The sequence below is a fragment of the Caballeronia choica genome (genome assembly GCF_001544535.1).
GTDB lineage: Bacteria > Pseudomonadota > Gammaproteobacteria > Burkholderiales > Burkholderiaceae > Caballeronia > Caballeronia choica.
The window spans coordinates 26,981-44,161 of sequence record NZ_FCON02000036.1; the positions used below are offsets into that span (position 1 = coordinate 26,981).

Consider the following 17,181-nt stretch of genomic DNA (forward strand, 5'->3'; position numbering starts at 1 on the left):
GTCATTCCAGCGCGTCATGCGCATCGCGTGTCGTGTTGCGTTGGAATGGCATAACACACCTCTTCTTGCGCGGTTCGGCCGAAAGCCTGGCTTAGCGCCGCTCATCGGCATGTTTCGGGTTGAGCGCGGCGCGGCGTAACGAACAAGGAGTGACAATGTTCAATAAAATCGTCAAAGAATTTAAGTGGGGACAACACAACGTCCGTCTGGAAACGGGTGAGATCGCCCGTCAGGCCGGCGGCGCGGTGATCGTCGACGTCGAAGACACGGTGGTGCTCGCGACGGTCGTCGGCGCGAAGACGGCGAAGCCGGGCCAGGATTTCTTCCCGCTGACCGTCGATTACCTCGAAAAGACCTACGCCGCCGGCAAGATCCCGGGCGGCTTCTTCCGCCGCGAAGGCCGTCCGTCGGAAGGCGAGACGCTCATTTCGCGCCTGATCGACCGGCCGCTGCGCCCGCTGTTCCCGGAAGGTTTCTACAACGAAGTGCAGGTCGTGATTCACGTGCTGTCGCTGAATCCGGAAATCCCCGCCGACATTCCCGCGCTGATCGGCGCGTCGGCGGCGCTGGCTGTTTCGGGCCTGCCGTTCAATGGTCCGGTCGGCGCCGCGCGGGTCGCGTACATCAACAATGAATACGTGCTGAACCCGACGCGCGCGCAGATGAAGGAATCGGCGCTCGACCTGATCGTCGCCGGCACCGAGCGCGCCGTGCTGATGGTGGAATCGGAAGCGAAGCAACTGAGCGAAGAAGTGATGCTCGGCGGCGTCGTGTTCGGCCACGAGCAGATGCAGACGGCCATCGACGCGATCCACGAACTCGTCCGTGACGGCGGCAAGCCGGAATGGGACTGGCAGCCGGCGCCGAAGAACGAAGCGCTGATCGCCCGCGTGACGGAAATCGCGCAAGGCGAACTGCTCGCCGCCTACCAGTTGCGCAACAAGCAGGCGCGTTCGGCGAAGCTGAAGGAAGTCTACGCAGCGACGTCCGCCGCGCTCGAGCAGGACGCAGCGGCGTCGGGCACGGTCGCCGCGGACAAGGCGACCGTCGGCAACGTGCTGTTCGACATCGAAGCGAAGATCGTCCGCTCGCAGATCCTGAACGGCGAGCCGCGCATCGACGGCCGCGACACCCGCACCGTCCGCCCGATCGAAATCCGCACGGGCGTCCTGCCGCGCACCCACGGCTCGGCGCTCTTCACGCGCGGCGAAACGCAGGCGCTCGTCGTTGCAACGCTCGGCACGAAGGGCGATGAACAGAATATCGACGCGCTCGAAGGCGAGTACCGCGAGCGCTTCATGCTCCACTACAACATGCCTCCGTTCGCGACCGGCGAAACGGGCCGTGTCGGTTCGCCGAAGCGCCGTGAAATCGGTCACGGCCGTCTCGCCAAGCGCGCGCTCGCCGCATGCCTGCCGGGCGCCGATGAATTCGGCTACTCGATTCGCGTCGTGTCGGAAATCACGGAATCGAACGGTTCGTCGTCGATGGCTTCGGTCTGCGGCGGCTGTCTCGCGCTGATGGACGCCGGCGTGCCGATGAAGGCGCACGTCGCGGGCATCGCGATGGGCCTGATCCTCGAAGGCAACAGGTTCGCGGTTCTGACCGACATCCTCGGCGACGAAGATCACCTCGGCGACATGGACTTCAAGGTGGCCGGCACGGCGCAAGGCGTGACCGCGCTGCAGATGGACATCAAGATCCAGGGCATCACGAAGGAAATCATGCAGGTCGCGCTCGCGCAGGCGAAGGAAGGCCGCATGCACATCCTCGGCAAGATGACGACGGCGGTTCCGGGCACGAACACGGAACTGTCGGACTACGCGCCGCGCATGATCACGATCAAGATCAACCCGGAAAAGATCCGCGACGTGATCGGCAAGGGCGGTTCGGTGATCCGCGCGCTGACCGAAGAAACCAACACGACGATCGACATTTCGGATGACGGCGTCGTGACCATCGCGAGCACGAGCAGCGAAGGCATGGCCGAAGCGAAGAAGCGCATCGAGAACATCACGGCCGAAGTGGAAGTCGGACAGATCTACGAAGGTCCGGTGCTGAAGCTGCTGGATTTCGGCGCGATCGTGAACATCCTGCCGGGCAAGGATGGCTTGCTGCACATCTCGGAAATCGTCAACGAGCGCATCAAGGACATCAACGATTACCTGAAGGAAGGCCAGATCGTGCGCGTGAAGGTCATCCAGACGGATGAGAAGGGGCGTGTGCGCCTGTCGGCGAAGGCGTTGCTGAATGAAGGCACGCCGCACGCAGAACCGACGCATCCGCAGCACTAAGACGGAGTGTCACGACGGCCGGTCGCGTTTTTCGCGCACCGGCCGTTTTTTTGCCTGACTCGATGGCAGTGTGGATTAAGCTTTGCTTGCGTCCACAGTTCCATCCGGTTACCAATCCCGCACATGACTGCCGGCGAATCCGACTCGAAGGGGAAGCAGATGAAAGCGATCGAAATCACTGAATTTGGCGCACCCGAGGTGTTGAAACTGGGCGAGCGTCCGATGCCCGCGCCGAAGTCGGGCGAGGTGCTGATCAAGGTCGCGGCATCGGGCGTGAATCGTCCGGACGTGTTTCAGCGAAAGGGCGGCTATGCGCCGCCGCCGGGCGCGTCTGACTTGCCGGGGCTGGAAGTGGCGGGCGAAATCGTCGATGCCGCCGACGATGCGTTCGATTCGAAGCACAACCCGTTTGGTCTGAAGAAGGGCGATCGCGTGTGCGCGCTGCTCGCGGGCGGCGGCTATGCGGAGTACGCAGTTGCGCCGACCGAACAATGCCTGCCGGTGCCGAAAGGCCTGTCGGATGTCGAGGCGGCGTCGCTCCCGGAGACGTTCTTCACCGTCTGGAGCAACGTGTTCGAGCGCGCGCATCTCGGCGCGGGGGAAAACGGCGCGGAAGAAACGTTGTTGATCCAGGGCGGGTCGAGCGGTATCGGCGTGACGGCGATCCAGATCGCGAAAGCGCTCGGGCATCGCGTGTTCGTAACGGCCGGCACCGATGAGAAATGCCGCGCCTGCGAAGAACTGGGTGCGGAGCGTGCGATCAACTACAAGACCGAAGATTTCGTCGAAGTGGTGAAGTCGCTGACGAACGATCGCGGCGTCGACGTGATTCTCGACATGGTCGCGGGCGATTATCTGCCGCGCGAACTGAAGGCGCTCGCCGATGGCGGGCGCGTCTGCGTCATCGCGCTGCTCGGCGGCGCGAAGGCGGAGATCAATCTGAACGACGTGCTGCGCCGCCGGCTCGTGATCACTGGTTCGACGCTGCGTCCTCGCCCGATCGCGTTCAAGGGCAAAATCGCCGCTCAACTGAAAGAGCGCGTCTGGCCGGAAATCGAGGCGGGGCGCATCAAACCGGTCATCCATCAGGTGTTTCCCGCGCAAAACGCCGCAGCGGCACACACGTTGATGGAAGGCAGCACGCACGTTGGCAAGATCGTTCTGGACTGGAATCAGGTTGCGTAGGCGCGCGAGATTTTCCGCCGGTTTGACCGGATTTGCCGCGACACAGTAAAATTGCATGTTTTGCGGGCGATTCAGGCGGCGCGCTCGATGAGCGAATAGACCGAAACCATACCAACAGCGCGGCGGCAAGGCCGCCAAGCGGCGAGACACATGTCGAAACAACGAGCGAAACTAGTAGTTGGGAACTGGAAAATGCATGGACGCCTCGCGGAGAACGGCGCGTTGCTGACCGAGGTGGCTGCGGGCGCTTCTGCTTTGCAAAACGGAGTGCGTGTCGGTGTCTGCGTTCCGTTTCCGTATCTCTCGCAGTCGCAAGCGTTGTTGAGCGGATCGGTCGTCGCCTGGGGTGTGCAGGACGTGTCGGCGTATACGCAGGGCGCGTATACGGGCGAGGTTGCGGCGGAGATGGCCGCCGACTTCGGTGCAACCTATGCCATCGTCGGACATTCCGAGCGTCGCGCGTATCATCGCGAAAGCTCCGATCTCGTCGCTGTAAAGGCCCGCCGCGCACTCGAGTTCGGCCTCACGCCGATCGTATGCGTCGGGGAGACCCTCGAACAGCGCAACACGGGTGTCACGGAACAGGTCGTCGGCACGCAACTCGAAGCGGCGCTGCTGGTGCTGACGGAGGAGCAGGCGACGAACATCGTCGTTGCCTATGAACCCGTCTGGGCGATCGGCACCGGCAAGAGCGCGAGCGCTGCGGAAGCGCAGCATGTTCACGCGTTCTTGCGCGCGAAGCTCGCCGAAAAGGGTGCCGCGGTCGCTGGCGTGCCGTTGCTCTACGGCGGCAGCGTCAAGCCGGAGAATGCGCAGGAGTTGTTTGCGCAGCAGGATATCGACGGTGGCCTGATTGGCGGCGCGTCGTTGAAGTCAAAGGATTTTCTGGCGATCTGCCAGGCGGCACAGGATGTGTCGAACTGAGCGCAACTGGCGTTCAGGCGAAGGAAAGCAGGAAGCGCGACGCATCGGTGTCGCGTCAACATTAAAGATCCAGGTGAGTGGAAATGCTGTATTTGAAGACTTTGATCATCGTTGTCCAATTGATGTCGGCGTTGGGTGTTATCGGCCTTGTGCTGTTGCAGCATGGCAAAGGCGCCGACATGGGCGCAGCGTTCGGTAGCGGTGCATCCGGCAGCCTGTTTGGCGCAACCGGCTCGGCGAACTTTCTTTCACGCACGACCGCGGTTCTCGCGGCTGTGTTCTTCATCTCGACGCTGACGCTGACCTACCTTGGCAGCTATAAACCACAAGCGTCGGCGGGCGTGCTGGGTGGTGCTGCGATGGCTCCCGCGTCGGCTACTGCCGGGTCTGCGCCGGCTTCGGCACCGGTTGTTTCCTCGGCGCCGGGCGCCGATGTACCCAAGTGATGCTGAAATAAATTTTTCGCGAAATTCGCTTTTTGTGCGTTGAACAAACCGTTGGGCCCAGTTATAATTCAAGTCTTGAAGCGATTCGCGGCAATTAGAAGTTGTTTTCCCGGATTGCAGGACAGTGCCGACGTGGTGAAATTGGTAGACACGCTATCTTGAGGGGGTAGTGGCGAAAGCTGTGCGAGTTCGAGTCTCGCCGTCGGCACCAAAGTTATCCAATGCCAGCCGCATGCATCGCTTCGGCTGGCATTGTCACTTCTGGAGTATGCTTACGATCCGATTGTGTTCGTGAGCGATCCGAAGCGAAATTCTTGACCGGGTGGTCTGTCCCGGCTGAAACGCCCGTATCAATTAACTGACCCAACCGATTTGAGGATAGCCTTGAACCTCGCACCCTATTACCCCGTCTTGTTGTTCCTCCTGGTGGGCACTGGTTTAGGCATAGCGTTGGTCAGTATCGGCAAGCTCCTCGGTCCCAACAGGCCTGACACCGAAAAGAACGCACCGTACGAATGTGGCTTCGAAGCCTTCGAAGACGCACGTATGAAATTTGATGTGCGTTACTATCTCGTCGCCATTCTGTTCATTATTTTCGACCTTGAAACCGCTTTCCTGTTCCCGTGGGGCGTGGCCCTGCGCGATATCGGTTGGCCGGGCTTCATGGCCATGATGATTTTTCTGCTCGAATTTTTGCTCGGTTTCGCCTACATCTGGAGAAAGGGCGGTCTCGACTGGGAATGACTGTTAAATCACCGGATTCATGGGCGGCTTTGGCTGGCGGCTCATCTGGAGTGGAAAGCAAATGAGTATCGAAGGGGTCTTGAAGGAAGGGTTTGTCACCACCACGGCTGACAAGCTGATCAACTGGACGCGCACCGGCTCCCTCTGGCCGATGACGTTCGGTCTCGCGTGCTGCGCGGTCGAGATGATGCATGCGGGCGCTGCCCGCTACGACCTCGACCGTTTCGGCGTGGTGTTTCGTCCGAGTCCGCGCCAGTCGGACGTGATGATCGTTGCCGGCACGCTTTGCAACAAGATGGCGCCCGCGCTGCGCAAGGTCTACGACCAGATGGCCGAGCCGCGCTGGGTGATCTCGATGGGTTCGTGCGCGAACGGCGGTGGCTACTACCACTACTCGTATTCCGTCGTGCGCGGCTGCGACCGGATCGTGCCGGTCGACGTCTACGTGCCGGGCTGTCCGCCGACGGCGGAAGCGCTGGTCTACGGCGTAATCCAGTTGCAAGCGAAGATTCGCCGCACCAACACCATCGCCCGTCAATAAGGCCTGAGCCTCCCCAACTATGGCAAGCAAACTCGAGACCCTTAAAGCGAACCTCGAGGCGGCGTTTGGCGACCGCCTTCAGAGCATCACCGAGGCGCTTGGGCAACTGACGATTGTCGTCAAGGCGAGCAACTATGCCGAAGTCGCGCTCCAGTTGCGCGACAATCGCAAGCTCGGCTTCGAACAACTCGTCGACCTGTGCGGCGTCGACTACTCGACTTACGGCGAAGGCGCCTATGAGGGCCCGCGTTTCGCCGCCGTGCTCCATCTTCTCTCGATCTCGAACAACTGGCGTCTGCGCGTGCGCGTGTTCGCACCCGACGACGAAGTGCCGATCGTGCCGTCGGTCGTCGACGTGTGGTCGTCGGCGAACTGGTACGAGCGCGAGGCGTTCGACTTGTTCGGCATCGTGTTCGAAGGGCATCCGGACCTGCGCCGCATTCTCACCGACTACGGTTTCATCGGCCATCCGTTCCGCAAGGACTTCCCGGTGTCGGGCTACGTCGAAATGCGTTATGACCCGGAAGAAAAACGCGTGGTTTATCAGCCAGTGACGATCGAGCCGCGCGAAATCACGCCGCGCGTGATTCGCGAAGATCGCTATGGCGGTCTGAAACACTAAGAGAACGCCATGGCAGAGATCAAGAACTACACGCTGAATTTTGGCCCCCAACACCCGGCAGCGCACGGTGTGCTGCGCCTCGTGCTCGAACTCGATGGCGAAGTGATCCAGCGCGCCGATCCACACATCGGCCTCCTGCATCGCGCGACCGAAAAGCTCGCCGAAACGAAGACGTTCATCCAGTCGGTGCCGTACATGGATCGTCTCGACTATGTGTCGATGATGGTCAACGAGCACGGTTACGTGATGGCGATCGAGAAGCTGCTCGGCATCGATGTGCCGGTGCGCGCGAAATACATTCGCGTGCTGTTCGACGAAATCACGCGCGTGCTGAACCACCTGATGTGGATCGGCTCGCACGCGCTCGACGTCGGCGCGATGGCCGTGTTTCTGTATGCGTTCCGTGAACGCGAAGATCTGATGGACGTGTACGAGGCGGTGTCCGGTGCGCGGATGCATGCGGCGTACTATCGTCCGGGCGGCGTCTATCGCGATCTGCCTGACGCAATGCCGCAATACAAGGCGTCCAAGATTCGCAATGCGAAGGCGCTCTCGAGGATGAACGAGAACCGCCAGGGGTCGCTGCTCGACTTCATCGACGATTTCTTTACGCGCTTCCCGCATTGCGTCGACGAGTACGAAACGCTCCTCACCGACAACCGCATCTGGAAGCAGCGTCTGGTCGGCATTGGCGTGGTCAGTCCCGAGCGCGCGATGCAACTCGGCATGACGGGCGCGATGCTGCGCGGCTCGGGCATCGAGTGGGACTTGCGCAAGAAGCAGCCGTACGAAGTGTATGACCAGCTCGATTTCGACATTCCGGTCGGCGTGAACGGCGATTGTTACGACCGCTATCTGGTGCGCGTCGAGGAAATGCGTCAATCGACGCGAATCGCGAAGCAGTGCATCGAGTGGCTGCGCAAGAATCCCGGCCCCGTGATGATCGACAATCACAAGGTCGCACCGCCGTCGCGGGTTGGCATGAAGACCAACATGGAAGAGCTGATTCACCACTTCAAGCTCTTCACTGAAGGCTTCCACGTGCCCGAAGGCGAGACGTACGCCGCCGTCGAGCATCCGAAGGGCGAGTTCGGCATCTACTTGGTGTCGGACGGGGCGAACAAGCCGTATCGCCTGAAGATTCGTGCACCCGGTTACGCGCATCTCGCCGCGCTCGACGAAATGGCGCGCGGCCACATGATCGCGGATGCAGTGACGATCATCGGTACGCAGGACATCGTGTTCGGCGAGATCGATCGCTGATCCAAATTCGGTCGCTTGCAAGGCGCGCGCTGACACTTACGCCGCGCGAACAGGCGAACAAGCAACAGCAGGACGCCAGGTCTGCCGCAACAAGAAGGGCGCGGCAGGTTTTCGTTCGGTAGGAATTGAAAGAGTCGTGTCTGAAAATGATCTCAGCTGAAGGCCTGAAAGAAATCGATCGTGCGATCGCGAAATATCCCGCGGACCAGAAGCAGTCCGCGGTGATGTCGGCGCTGGCTACCGCACAGGAAGAGCACGGCTGGTTGTCGCCCGAGCTGATGCAGTTCGTCGCCGACTATCTCGGCATGCCGGCCGTTGCCGTGCAGGAAGTCGCGACGTTCTACACGATGTACGAGACGTCGCCGGTCGGCAAGCACAAGATCACGCTTTGCACGAACCTGCCGTGCCAACTGGGCCCGGACGGCGGCTCCGACAGCGCCGCCGAGTACCTGAAGCAGAAGCTCGGCATCGACTTCGGCGAAACCACTGCCGACGGCAAGTTCACCTTGAAGGAAGGCGAGTGCTTCGGTTCGTGCGGCGATGCGCCGGTGCTGCTGGTGAACAACCATCGCATGTGCAGCTTCATGAGCCGCGAGAAGATCGACCAGTTGATCGAGGAACTTTCGAAATGACGTCTCTCCACGATCGTCACATCAAACCGCTGATCCTTGCCGGCCTGAACGGCGAGAACTGGCATCTCGAAGACTACGTCGCGCGCGGCGGCTACAAGCAGTTGCGCCGGATCCTCGAAGAAAAGATTCCCCCCGAGCAGGTGATTGCCGAAGTGAAGGCGTCGGGTCTGCGCGGCCGTGGCGGTGCGGGCTTCCCGACCGGCCTGAAATGGAGCTTCATGCCGCGACAGTTTCCAGGGCAGAAGTATCTCGTCTGCAATTCGGACGAAGGCGAGCCGGGCACGTTCAAGGATCGCGACATCCTGCGCTGGAATCCGCATTCGCTGATCGAGGGCATGGCGATCGGCGCGTATGCGATGGGCATCACCGTCGGCTACAACTATATTCACGGCGAGATCTGGGAAGTCTACAAGGTGTTCGAAGCGGCGCTCGAAGAAGCCCGCGCGGCCGGCTATCTCGGCGCGAACATCTTGGGCTCGGGCTTCTCGTTCGAACTGCACGCGCACCACGGTTACGGCGCGTACATCTGCGGCGAAGAAACGGCGTTGCTCGAATCGCTCGAAGGCAAGAAGGGCCAGCCGCGCTTCAAGCCGCCGTTCCCGGCGAGCTTCGGCGTGTACGGCAAGCCGACGACCATCAACAACACCGAGACGTTCGCAGCCGTCCCGTTCCTTCTGGAAGTCGGTCCGCAGAATTACCTCGAGATGGGCAAGCCGAACAACGGCGGCACGAAGATTTTCTCGATCTCCGGCGACGTCAATCGTCCGGGCAACTACGAGATTCCTCTCGGCACGCCGTTCTCGACGCTGATGGAACTCGCCGGCGGCGTGCGCGGCCAGTCGATCAAGGCGGTGATTCCGGGCGGATCGTCGGCGCCTGTCGTGCCGGGTGACATGATGCTCGCCACCGACATGGACTACGACTCGATTGCCAAAGCTGGCTCGATGCTGGGCTCGGGCGCGGTGATCGTGATGAACGAAACGCGCTGCATGGTCCGTTCGCTGCTGCGTCTGTCGTATTTCTACTACGAGGAATCCTGCGGTCAGTGCACGCCGTGCCGCGAGGGCACGGGGTGGCTCTATCGCGTCGTGCACCGTATCGAACACGGTCTTGGCCGCAAGGAAGATCTGGATCTGCTCAACTCCGTTGCCGAAAACATCATGGGCCGCACGATTTGCGCCCTCGGTGACGCAGCCGCCATGCCGGTGCGCGGCATGCTGAAGCACTTCTGGAAAGAATTCGAATATCACGTCGAGCACAAGCATTGTCTCGTCGGCGGGCACGCGCACCACGCGGCGTCCGAAGCGCTTACCGCGTGATCAGGCGCGATATAAAGGTTAAGGACCATTCCCCATCATGGTTGAACTAGAAATTGACGGCAAGACGGTAGAAGTGCCTGAAGGCAGCATGGTGATCCAGGCTGCGCACAAGGTCGATTCGTACATTCCGCACTTCTGCTATCACAAGAAGCTGTCGATCGCGGCGAACTGCCGTATGTGCCTCGTCGAAGTCGAGAAGATGCCGAAGGCCGTGCCCGCCTGTGCGACGCCGGTGTCGGCTGGCATGATCGTGCGGACCACGTCCGACAAGGCCGTGAAAGCGCAGCAGTCCGTGATGGAATTCCTGCTGATCAACCATCCGCTCGATTGCCCGATCTGCGATCAGGGCGGCGAGTGCCAGTTGCAGGATCTGGCGGTGGGTTATGGCAAGTCGCAGTCGCGCTACAGCGAAGAAAAGCGCGTCGTGTTCCACAAGAACGTCGGCCCGCTGATCTCGATGGAAGAAATGACGCGCTGCATCCACTGCACGCGTTGCGTCCGCTTCGGCCAGGAAGTGGCCGGTGTGATGGAACTCGGCATGCTGGGTCGTGGCGAGCATTCGGAAATCACGTCGTTCGTCGGCAAGACGGTCGATTCGGAACTGTCGGGCAACATGATCGACCTGTGCCCGGTCGGTGCGCTGACGAGCAAGCCGTTCCGCTACAGCGCGCGGACGTGGGAACTGTCGCGCCGCAAGTCGGTGAGCCCGCATGATTCCGTTGGCGCGAACCTCGTCGTCCAGGTGAAGAACAATCGCGTGATGCGCGTGCTGCCGATGGAAAACGAAACCATCAACGAGTGCTGGATCTCGGACAAGGACCGTTTCTCGTACGAAGCGCTGAACAGCGCCGAGCGCCTGACCACGCCGATGCTGAAGCAAGACGGCAAGTGGCTCGAAACGGACTGGCCGACGGCGCTCGAATACGTCGCGAAGGGTTTCAAGGGCATCAAGGCCGATCACGGCGCGAATGCCATTGCTGCGCTGGCTACGCCGCACAGCACGATCGAAGAGCTGTATCTGCTGAAGCAACTGGCTGAGGGCGTTGGCACGCCTAACATCGATTTCCGTCTGCGTCAGAGCGATTTCTCGGCGCCTGTGGGCGTGGGCGTGCCGTGGCTCGGTGTGAAGATCGCGGATCTGACGAACATCGACACCGCGTTTGTCATCGGCTCGTTCCTGCGTCGCGATCACCCGCTGTTCGCCGCGCGTCTGCGTCAGGCCGCGAAGAGCGGCGCGAAGCTCACGTTCCTCCATGCAAGCAACGACGACTCGCTGATCCCGGCCGCGCATCGCGTGGTCGCGGCGCCTTCGGTGTGGCTCGACCAACTCGCGGGCATCGCTGCGGCGGTTGCCGAAGCGCGCGGCGTCGAATTGCCGGATGCGTTTGCGGGCCGCGAAGTGTCGGCGGCTGCCAAGGATGTGGCGGCGTCGCTGTCGGCGGGCGAGAAGCGCGTCGTGCTGCTCGGCAACAGTGCGGTCCAACACCCCGATTTCGCCCAGATTCAAGCGGCGGCCCAATGGATCGCCGACAGCACCGGCGCGACGCTCGGCTTCCTGACGGAAGCGGCCAACACGGTCGGCGCGCATCTCGTCGATGCATTGCCGGGCGAAGGCGGACTGAACGCACGCGAAGTGTTCGAGCAGCCGCGCAAGGGTTATGTGCTCTTCAACGTCGAACCCGAATTCGATACTGCGAATCCCGCTCAAGCGCTCGCCGCGCTGAAGCAGGCGGAAATGGTCGTCGCGCTGTCGGCGTTCAGGCACGGCGCGGATTACGCCGACGTGCTCCTGCCGATCGCGCCGTTCACGGAAACGTCGGGCACCTTCGTCAACGCGGAAGGTACGGCGCAGTCGTTCAATGGCGTCGTGCGTCCGCTCGGCGAGACGCGTCCGGGCTGGAAGGTGCTGCGCGTGCTCGGCAGCGTACTGGGCCTGCCGGGCTTCGAATTCGATACCGCCGAGGAAGTTCGCAACGCGGCGCTCGGCACGGGCGATCTGACTGCGCGCCTGTCGAACAAGACCGGTGTCGCTGCGCAGCGCAAGACCGCTGCCGCAACGCGCGAAGGCACGTTCGAACGCCTCGCCGACGTGCCGATCTATCATGCGGATGCACTGTCGCGCCGCGCGGAATCGCTGCATCTGACGGCGGCAGCTCGCGACGCGAACGTGGCCGCCCTGCCGACGTCGCTCTTCGACAAGCTCGGCCTGAAGAACGGCGACGCAGTGCGCGTCGCCCAAGGCAACCTCTCGGTGGTCCTGCCGGCGGTTCGCGATGCGAACCTGGCGGAAACGGTGGTCCGCGTGTCGGCGAGTACGACGGCTGGCGCCGCGCTCGGCGGCTTGTTCGGTGAACTGGTAGTGGAGAAGGCGTAAATGGGCTTGTTCGATACGATCAACGCGGGCGGCACGCAGATTCTCGGCGTCGCATGGCCGACGGTGTGGGCGCTGGTCCGCATCCTGGTGGTCTCCGTCGTCATCCTGCTGTGCGTGGCGTACCTGATCCTTTGGGAACGCAAGCTCATCGGCTGGATGCACGTACGGCTCGGCCCGAACCGTGTCGGTCCGATGGGCTTGCTGCAGCCGATCGCCGACGTGCTGAAACTGTTGCTGAAGGAAGTGATTCAGCCGCTGCAGGCGAGCAAGTGGATCTACCTGATCGCACCGGTCATGACGGTGGTGCCCGCGTTCGCCGTGTGGGCGGTGATTCCGTTCCAGGCGCAAGCCGTGCTCGGCGACATCAACGCGGGCCTGCTGTACGTGATGGCGATCTCGTCGATCGGCGTGTATGGCGTGATTCTCGCGGGCTGGGCGTCAAACTCGAAGTACGCATTCCTCGGCGCGATGCGCGCGGCCGCGCAGATGGTCTCGTATGAAATCTCGATGGGTTTCGCGCTCGTCGTCGTGCTGATGGTCGCGGGTTCGCTGAACCTGTCGGACATCGTGACGTCGCAGCAGCGCGGTATCTTCGCGGGCTTCGGTGTCAACTTCCTGTCGTGGAACTGGCTGCCGCTGCTGCCGATGTTCGTCGTGTACTTCATCTCGGGCATCGCCGAAACGAACCGCCATCCGTTCGACGTGGTGGAAGGCGAATCGGAAATCGTCGCGGGCCACATGATTGACTACTCGGGCATGGCGTTCGCGCTGTTCTTCCTCGCCGAGTACATCAACATGATCGTGATCTCGGCGATCGCAACCACGCTGTTCCTCGGCGGCTGGGACGCGCCATTCGGTTTCCTGCACTTCATCCCGGGCTTCTTCTGGTTCGTGCTGAAGGTTTTCTTCCTGCTGTCGATCTTCATCTGGGCGCGTGCGACGTTTCCGCGTTACCGCTACGACCAGATCATGCGTCTCGGCTGGAAGGTGTTCCTGCCGGTGTCGGTGGTGTGGGTGATCGTGGTCGGCTTCTGGATCATGTCGCCGCTGAACATCTGGAAATAAAGGGCGGATGAAATAACCATGACCGCAATTCAGAATTTTTTTAAGACATTCTTCCTGACCGAGCTGCTGAAGGGCCTCGCGCTGACCGGCGGCTACGTGTTCCAGCGCAAGATCACCGTGCAGTTCCCCGAAGAGAAGACACCGATTTCCCCGCGCTTCCGCGGCCTGCACGCACTGCGCCGCTATGAGAACGGCGAAGAGCGCTGTATCGCATGCAAGCTGTGCGAAGCGGTGTGCCCGGCGCTCGCGATCACGATCGAATCCGAAACGCGCGCCGACAACACGCGACGCACGACGCGCTATGACATCGACCTGACCAAGTGCATCTTCTGCGGCTTCTGCGAAGAAAGCTGCCCGGTCGATTCGATTGTCGAAACGCACATCCTCGAGTATCACGGCGAGAAACGCGGCGACCTGTATTTCACGAAGGACATGCTGCTTGCCGTCGGCGACCGTTATGAGACGGAAATCGCGGCGGCGAAGGCGGCTGACGCGCCTTATCGTTGAGATTGCGCTGATGTGCACGAGAGCGGGGAAGAATCAGAACGACGTTCCCGCTCGAAACGAATACACCTGCTGTTGCGGCGCGCGCGCCGGGTTGCCTTGATCCATCGCAACGAAGCGCGCATGTCCAGACACAACGCCTGATGATGGCCTAACGATGAACCGGTAATCATGGAATTCACGACCGTACTGTTCTATATCTTCGCGCTGCTGCTGACCGTGTCGGCGCTGAAGGTGATCACTTCGCGCAATCCGGTGGCATCCGCGCTGTTTCTCGTGCTTGCGTTCTTCAACGCGGCCGCGATCTGGATGCTGCTCCAGGCCGAATTCCTCGCGATCCTGCTGGTTCTCGTCTATGTCGGCGCCGTGATGGTGCTGTTCCTGTTCGTGGTCATGATGCTCGACATCAACCTCGACGTGCTCCATCGCGACTTCAAGAAATTTGTGCCGCTCGCGAGCATCGTCGGCGCGATCATCATCATCGAGACCGCGCTGATCCTGTGGCACGGCTATGGCGCCACGGTCACGCCGGTGCACGACGTGACGGCGGGCGCCGGCGTCGGCGGCGGGGCGATGATGTCGAACACCGGCCTGATCGGCAAGGTCATCTACACCGACTACATCTTCGCGTTCGAAATCGCGGGCCTGATCCTGCTGGTCGCGATCATCGCTGCGATCTCGCTCACGATTCGCGAAAAGAAGGACAACAAGCGCCAGAAGATCGGCGATCAGGTCAAGGTGCGCGCGTCGGACCGGGTCCGCATCGTCAAGATGAAGTCAGAAACGGAAGCGCCCGACGCGACGACCAATCCTCCCGTGACCGGCAATGTCGGTGCGGGCACGGTCGACCACAAAGGCTGAGCGGGAAGGAGAGAAGAAAAATGTTGAGTCTTGCCCATTACCTCGTGCTTGGCGCGATCCTGTTCGCGATCAGCATCGTCGGGATTTTCCTGAACCGCCGCAACGTGATCATCATCCTGATGGCGATCGAACTCATGCTGCTTGCGGTGAACACCAATTTCGTCGCGTTTTCACATTATCTCGGCGATGTGCACGGCCAGATTTTCGTGTTCTTCGTGCTGACCGTGGCCGCCGCTGAAGCGGCGATCGGTCTCGCGATTCTGGTGACCCTGTTCCGCAGCCTCGACACGATCAACGTCGAGGATCTCGACCAGCTCAAAGGTTAAATTCAGGCTAGGCTGTTATGTCCACGACACTCAATGAAAACCTTCTGCTCGCGATTCCGCTGGCACCGCTAGCCGGTTGTCTGATCGCCGGGCTGTTCGGAAAAGCGGTAGGGCGCAAGGGCTCGCATCGCGTCACCATTCTCGGCGTCATGATCTCGTTCGTGCTGTCCGCGATCGTCTTCTTCGACGTAATGAACGGCGCCAGTTTCAACGGCACCATCTATGAATGGATGAACGTCGGCTCGCTGAAGATGGAGGTCGGCTTCCTCGTCGACTCGCTGACCGCGATGATGATGGTCATCGTGACCTTCGTCTCGCTGATGGTGCACATCTACACGATCGGCTACATGGCCGACGACGACGGCTACGAGCGCTTCTTCTCGTACATCTCGCTCTTCACGTTCTCGATGCTGATGCTCGTCATGAGCAACAACTTCCTGCAGCTTTTCTTCGGCTGGGAAGCGGTGGGTCTCGTGTCGTATCTCCTGATCGGCTTCTACTACACCCGTGAAAGCGCGATCTACGCGAACATGAAGGCGTTTATCGTGAACCGCGTTGGCGACTTCGGGTTCCTGCTCGGCATCGGCCTGCTGCTGGCGTTCGGCGGATCGCTGAACTACGGCGACATCTTCGCGCAAGGCACGAAGCTCGCGGGCATGACGCTCCCGGGCACCGACTGGGGCCTCCTGACCGTCGCGTGTATCTGCCTTTTCATCGGCGCGATGGGCAAGTCGGCACAGTTCCCGCTGCACGTCTGGCTGCCGGACTCGATGGAAGGCCCGACGCCGATCTCCGCACTGATCCACGCGGCAACCATGGTGACGGCCGGCATCTTCATGGTCACGCGCATGTCGCCGCTGTTCGAACTGTCGGATTCGGCGCTGTCGTTCGTCACGGTGATCGGCGCGATCACGGCGCTCTTCATGGGTTTTCTCGGCGTCGTACAAAACGACATCAAGCGCGTCGTCGCTTACTCGACGCTCTCGCAACTCGGCTATATGACGGTCGCGCTCGGTGTGTCGGCGTATCCGGTGGCGGTGTTCCACCTCGCGACGCACGCGTTCTTCAAGGCGCTGCTGTTCCTCGGCGCGGGTTCGGTGATCATCGGCATGCACCACGACCAGGACATGCGCAACATGGGCGGCCTGCGCAAATACATGCCGATCACCTGGATCACGTCGCTGGTCGGTTCGCTCGCGCTGATCGGCACGCCGTTCTTCTCGGGCTTCTATTCGAAGGATTCGATCATCGATGCGGTGAAGCTCTCGCATCTGCCGGGTTCGGGCTTCGCATACTTCGCGGTGGTGGCGAGCGTGTTCGTCACGGCGCTGTACTCGTTCCGCATGTACTTCATGGTGTTCCATGGCGAAGAGCGCTTCCGCGGTCCGAAGCACCCTGAGTCGCCGATGGGCATCGAAGCGGCGCACGGGCATGGCCATGACGATCACGGCCACGGCCACGGTCATGACGACCACGCGCACGAGCCGCACGAAACGCCGTGGGTGGTCTGGGTGCCGCTCGTCCTGCTGGCGATTCCGTCGGTGGTCATTGGCGCGATCGCGGTCGGCCCGATGCTCTTCGGCGACTTCTTCTCGCACGGCGTGGTGTTCGACAAGGTGATCTTCATCGGCGAGAACCATCCGGCGCTGCACGAAATGGCCGAGGAATTCCACGGCTGGGCGGCGATGGGTCTGCATTCCGTGTCGGGCCTGCCGGTGTGGCTGGCACTTGCCGGCGTGGTCGTCGCATGGTTCCTGTATCTGAAGCGCACGGACCTGCCGCCGGTGATCCGTCAACGTTTCTCGGGCATCTACACGCTGCTCGACAACAAGTACTACTTCGACAAGATCAACGAAGTCGTCTTCGCAAAGGGCGCGGTCGCGATTGGCCGCGGGCTCTGGAAGGAGGGCGATGAAGCCGTCATCGACGGTATCGTCAACGGCAGTGCGCGGTTCGTCGGCTGGTTTGCCGGTGTGATCCGCTTCCTTCAATCCGGTTACATCTATCACTACGCGTTCGCCATGATTATCGGCATGTTGGGGCTCTTGACCCTGTTTGTAACGCTCGGCGGCAAATAAGGC

16 protein-coding genes and 1 tRNA gene are annotated in these 17,181 nt (G+C 61.4%); all 17 read left to right on the plus strand.

The genetic code is table 11. The features are described 5' to 3' along the window. Positions 1 to 149 precede the first annotated feature (149 nt). Entirely contained in the window at positions 150 to 2,294 is a 2,145-nt protein-coding gene (gene pnp / locus AWB68_RS17665; protein ID WP_200828725.1) for a polyribonucleotide nucleotidyltransferase, read from the plus strand. 159 nt (positions 2,295 to 2,453) lie between these two features. Continuing rightward, a complete protein-coding gene (locus AWB68_RS17670; RefSeq protein ID WP_087645678.1) occupies positions 2,454 to 3,479 on the plus strand; it encodes an NAD(P)H-quinone oxidoreductase in 1,026 nt (341 codons plus the stop codon). A gap of 150 nt (positions 3,480 to 3,629) precedes the next feature. Further along, positions 3,630 to 4,403, plus strand: a complete 774-nt coding sequence (gene tpiA / locus AWB68_RS17675; protein ID WP_087645644.1) for a triose-phosphate isomerase — start codon at positions 3,630 to 3,632, stop codon at positions 4,401 to 4,403. Between the two features lie 83 nt (positions 4,404 to 4,486). Beyond that, positions 4,487 to 4,849 carry a preprotein translocase subunit SecG gene (gene secG, locus AWB68_RS17680; RefSeq protein ID WP_087645645.1) on the plus strand — a complete coding sequence of 121 codons (363 nt, stop codon included), beginning with the start codon at positions 4,487 to 4,489 and terminating at the stop codon, positions 4,847 to 4,849. 126 nt (positions 4,850 to 4,975) lie between these two features. Continuing rightward, positions 4,976 to 5,060, plus strand: a tRNA-Leu gene (locus tag AWB68_RS17685). Between the two features lie 173 nt (positions 5,061 to 5,233). Continuing rightward, positions 5,234 to 5,593, plus strand: coding sequence for an NADH-quinone oxidoreductase subunit A (locus AWB68_RS17690; RefSeq protein ID WP_087645646.1), 360 nt, complete (start codon positions 5,234 to 5,236; stop codon positions 5,591 to 5,593). Positions 5,594 to 5,654: 61 nt separating this feature from the next. Further along, positions 5,655 to 6,134, plus strand: a complete 480-nt coding sequence (locus tag AWB68_RS17695) for a NuoB/complex I 20 kDa subunit family protein (RefSeq protein ID WP_006052903.1) — start codon at positions 5,655 to 5,657, stop codon at positions 6,132 to 6,134. Between the two features lie 19 nt (positions 6,135 to 6,153). Next, positions 6,154 to 6,756: an NADH-quinone oxidoreductase subunit C gene (locus AWB68_RS17700; RefSeq protein WP_087645647.1), complete on the plus strand. Its 603-nt coding sequence runs from the start codon at positions 6,154 to 6,156 to the stop codon at positions 6,754 to 6,756. 9 nt (positions 6,757 to 6,765) lie between these two features. Continuing rightward, the gene (locus AWB68_RS17705) at positions 6,766 to 8,019 is read left to right on the plus strand and encodes an NADH-quinone oxidoreductase subunit D (RefSeq protein ID WP_087645648.1); all 1,254 of its coding nucleotides are present in this window, start codon (positions 6,766 to 6,768) and stop codon (positions 8,017 to 8,019) included. A 146-nt stretch (positions 8,020 to 8,165) separates the two neighbouring features. Beyond that, positions 8,166 to 8,651 carry an NADH-quinone oxidoreductase subunit NuoE gene (nuoE, locus tag AWB68_RS17710; RefSeq protein ID WP_087645649.1) on the plus strand — a complete coding sequence of 162 codons (486 nt, stop codon included), beginning with the start codon at positions 8,166 to 8,168 and terminating at the stop codon, positions 8,649 to 8,651. Further along, entirely contained in the window at positions 8,648 to 9,970 is a 1,323-nt protein-coding gene (nuoF, locus tag AWB68_RS17715) for an NADH-quinone oxidoreductase subunit NuoF (RefSeq protein WP_087645650.1), read from the plus strand. Before nuoE ends, nuoF begins: the two co-directional genes overlap by 4 nt. Before the next feature lie 37 nt (positions 9,971 to 10,007). Next, the gene (gene nuoG, locus AWB68_RS17720; RefSeq protein WP_087645651.1) at positions 10,008 to 12,344 is read left to right on the plus strand and encodes an NADH-quinone oxidoreductase subunit NuoG; all 2,337 of its coding nucleotides are present in this window, start codon (positions 10,008 to 10,010) and stop codon (positions 12,342 to 12,344) included. After that, positions 12,345 to 13,409: an NADH-quinone oxidoreductase subunit NuoH gene (gene nuoH, locus AWB68_RS17725; RefSeq protein ID WP_087645652.1), complete on the plus strand. Its 1,065-nt coding sequence runs from the start codon at positions 12,345 to 12,347 to the stop codon at positions 13,407 to 13,409. 18 nt (positions 13,410 to 13,427) lie between these two features. Then, complete coding sequence (gene nuoI / locus AWB68_RS17730) at positions 13,428 to 13,916, plus strand: NADH-quinone oxidoreductase subunit NuoI (protein WP_087645653.1); 489 nt, start codon at positions 13,428 to 13,430, stop codon at positions 13,914 to 13,916. Between the two features lie 168 nt (positions 13,917 to 14,084). Beyond that, positions 14,085 to 14,774 (plus strand): NADH-quinone oxidoreductase subunit J, encoded by a 690-nt coding sequence (locus AWB68_RS17735; protein ID WP_087645654.1) that lies wholly within the window; start codon positions 14,085 to 14,087, stop codon positions 14,772 to 14,774. Positions 14,775 to 14,794: 20 nt separating this feature from the next. Beyond that, positions 14,795 to 15,100: an NADH-quinone oxidoreductase subunit NuoK gene (gene nuoK, locus AWB68_RS17740; RefSeq protein WP_007588140.1), complete on the plus strand. Its 306-nt coding sequence runs from the start codon at positions 14,795 to 14,797 to the stop codon at positions 15,098 to 15,100. A gap of 17 nt (positions 15,101 to 15,117) precedes the next feature. Next, entirely contained in the window at positions 15,118 to 17,178 is a 2,061-nt protein-coding gene (nuoL, locus tag AWB68_RS17745) for an NADH-quinone oxidoreductase subunit L (RefSeq protein ID WP_087645655.1), read from the plus strand. Positions 17,179 to 17,181: the final 3 nt, after the last annotated feature.

Coding starts and splice junctions, on each gene's coding strand:
- AWB68_RS17670 (WP_087645678.1), top strand. CDS start 2,454: ATGAAAGCGATCGAAATCACTGAATTTGGCGCACCCGAGGTGTTGAAA.
- tpiA (WP_087645644.1), top strand. CDS start 3,630: ATGTCGAAACAACGAGCGAAACTAGTAGTTGGGAACTGGAAAATGCAT.
- secG (WP_087645645.1), top strand. CDS start 4,487: ATGCTGTATTTGAAGACTTTGATCATCGTTGTCCAATTGATGTCGGCG.
- AWB68_RS17695 (WP_006052903.1), top strand. CDS start 5,655: ATGAGTATCGAAGGGGTCTTGAAGGAAGGGTTTGTCACCACCACGGCT.
- AWB68_RS17700 (WP_087645647.1), top strand. CDS start 6,154: ATGGCAAGCAAACTCGAGACCCTTAAAGCGAACCTCGAGGCGGCGTTT.
- AWB68_RS17705 (WP_087645648.1), top strand. CDS start 6,766: ATGGCAGAGATCAAGAACTACACGCTGAATTTTGGCCCCCAACACCCG.
- nuoE (WP_087645649.1), top strand. CDS start 8,166: ATGATCTCAGCTGAAGGCCTGAAAGAAATCGATCGTGCGATCGCGAAA.
- nuoF (WP_087645650.1), top strand. CDS start 8,648: ATGACGTCTCTCCACGATCGTCACATCAAACCGCTGATCCTTGCCGGC.
- nuoG (WP_087645651.1), top strand. CDS start 10,008: ATGGTTGAACTAGAAATTGACGGCAAGACGGTAGAAGTGCCTGAAGGC.
- nuoH (WP_087645652.1), top strand. CDS start 12,345: ATGGGCTTGTTCGATACGATCAACGCGGGCGGCACGCAGATTCTCGGC.
- nuoI (WP_087645653.1), top strand. CDS start 13,428: ATGACCGCAATTCAGAATTTTTTTAAGACATTCTTCCTGACCGAGCTG.
- AWB68_RS17735 (WP_087645654.1), top strand. CDS start 14,085: ATGGAATTCACGACCGTACTGTTCTATATCTTCGCGCTGCTGCTGACC.
- nuoK (WP_007588140.1), top strand. CDS start 14,795: ATGTTGAGTCTTGCCCATTACCTCGTGCTTGGCGCGATCCTGTTCGCG.
- nuoL (WP_087645655.1), top strand. CDS start 15,118: ATGTCCACGACACTCAATGAAAACCTTCTGCTCGCGATTCCGCTGGCA.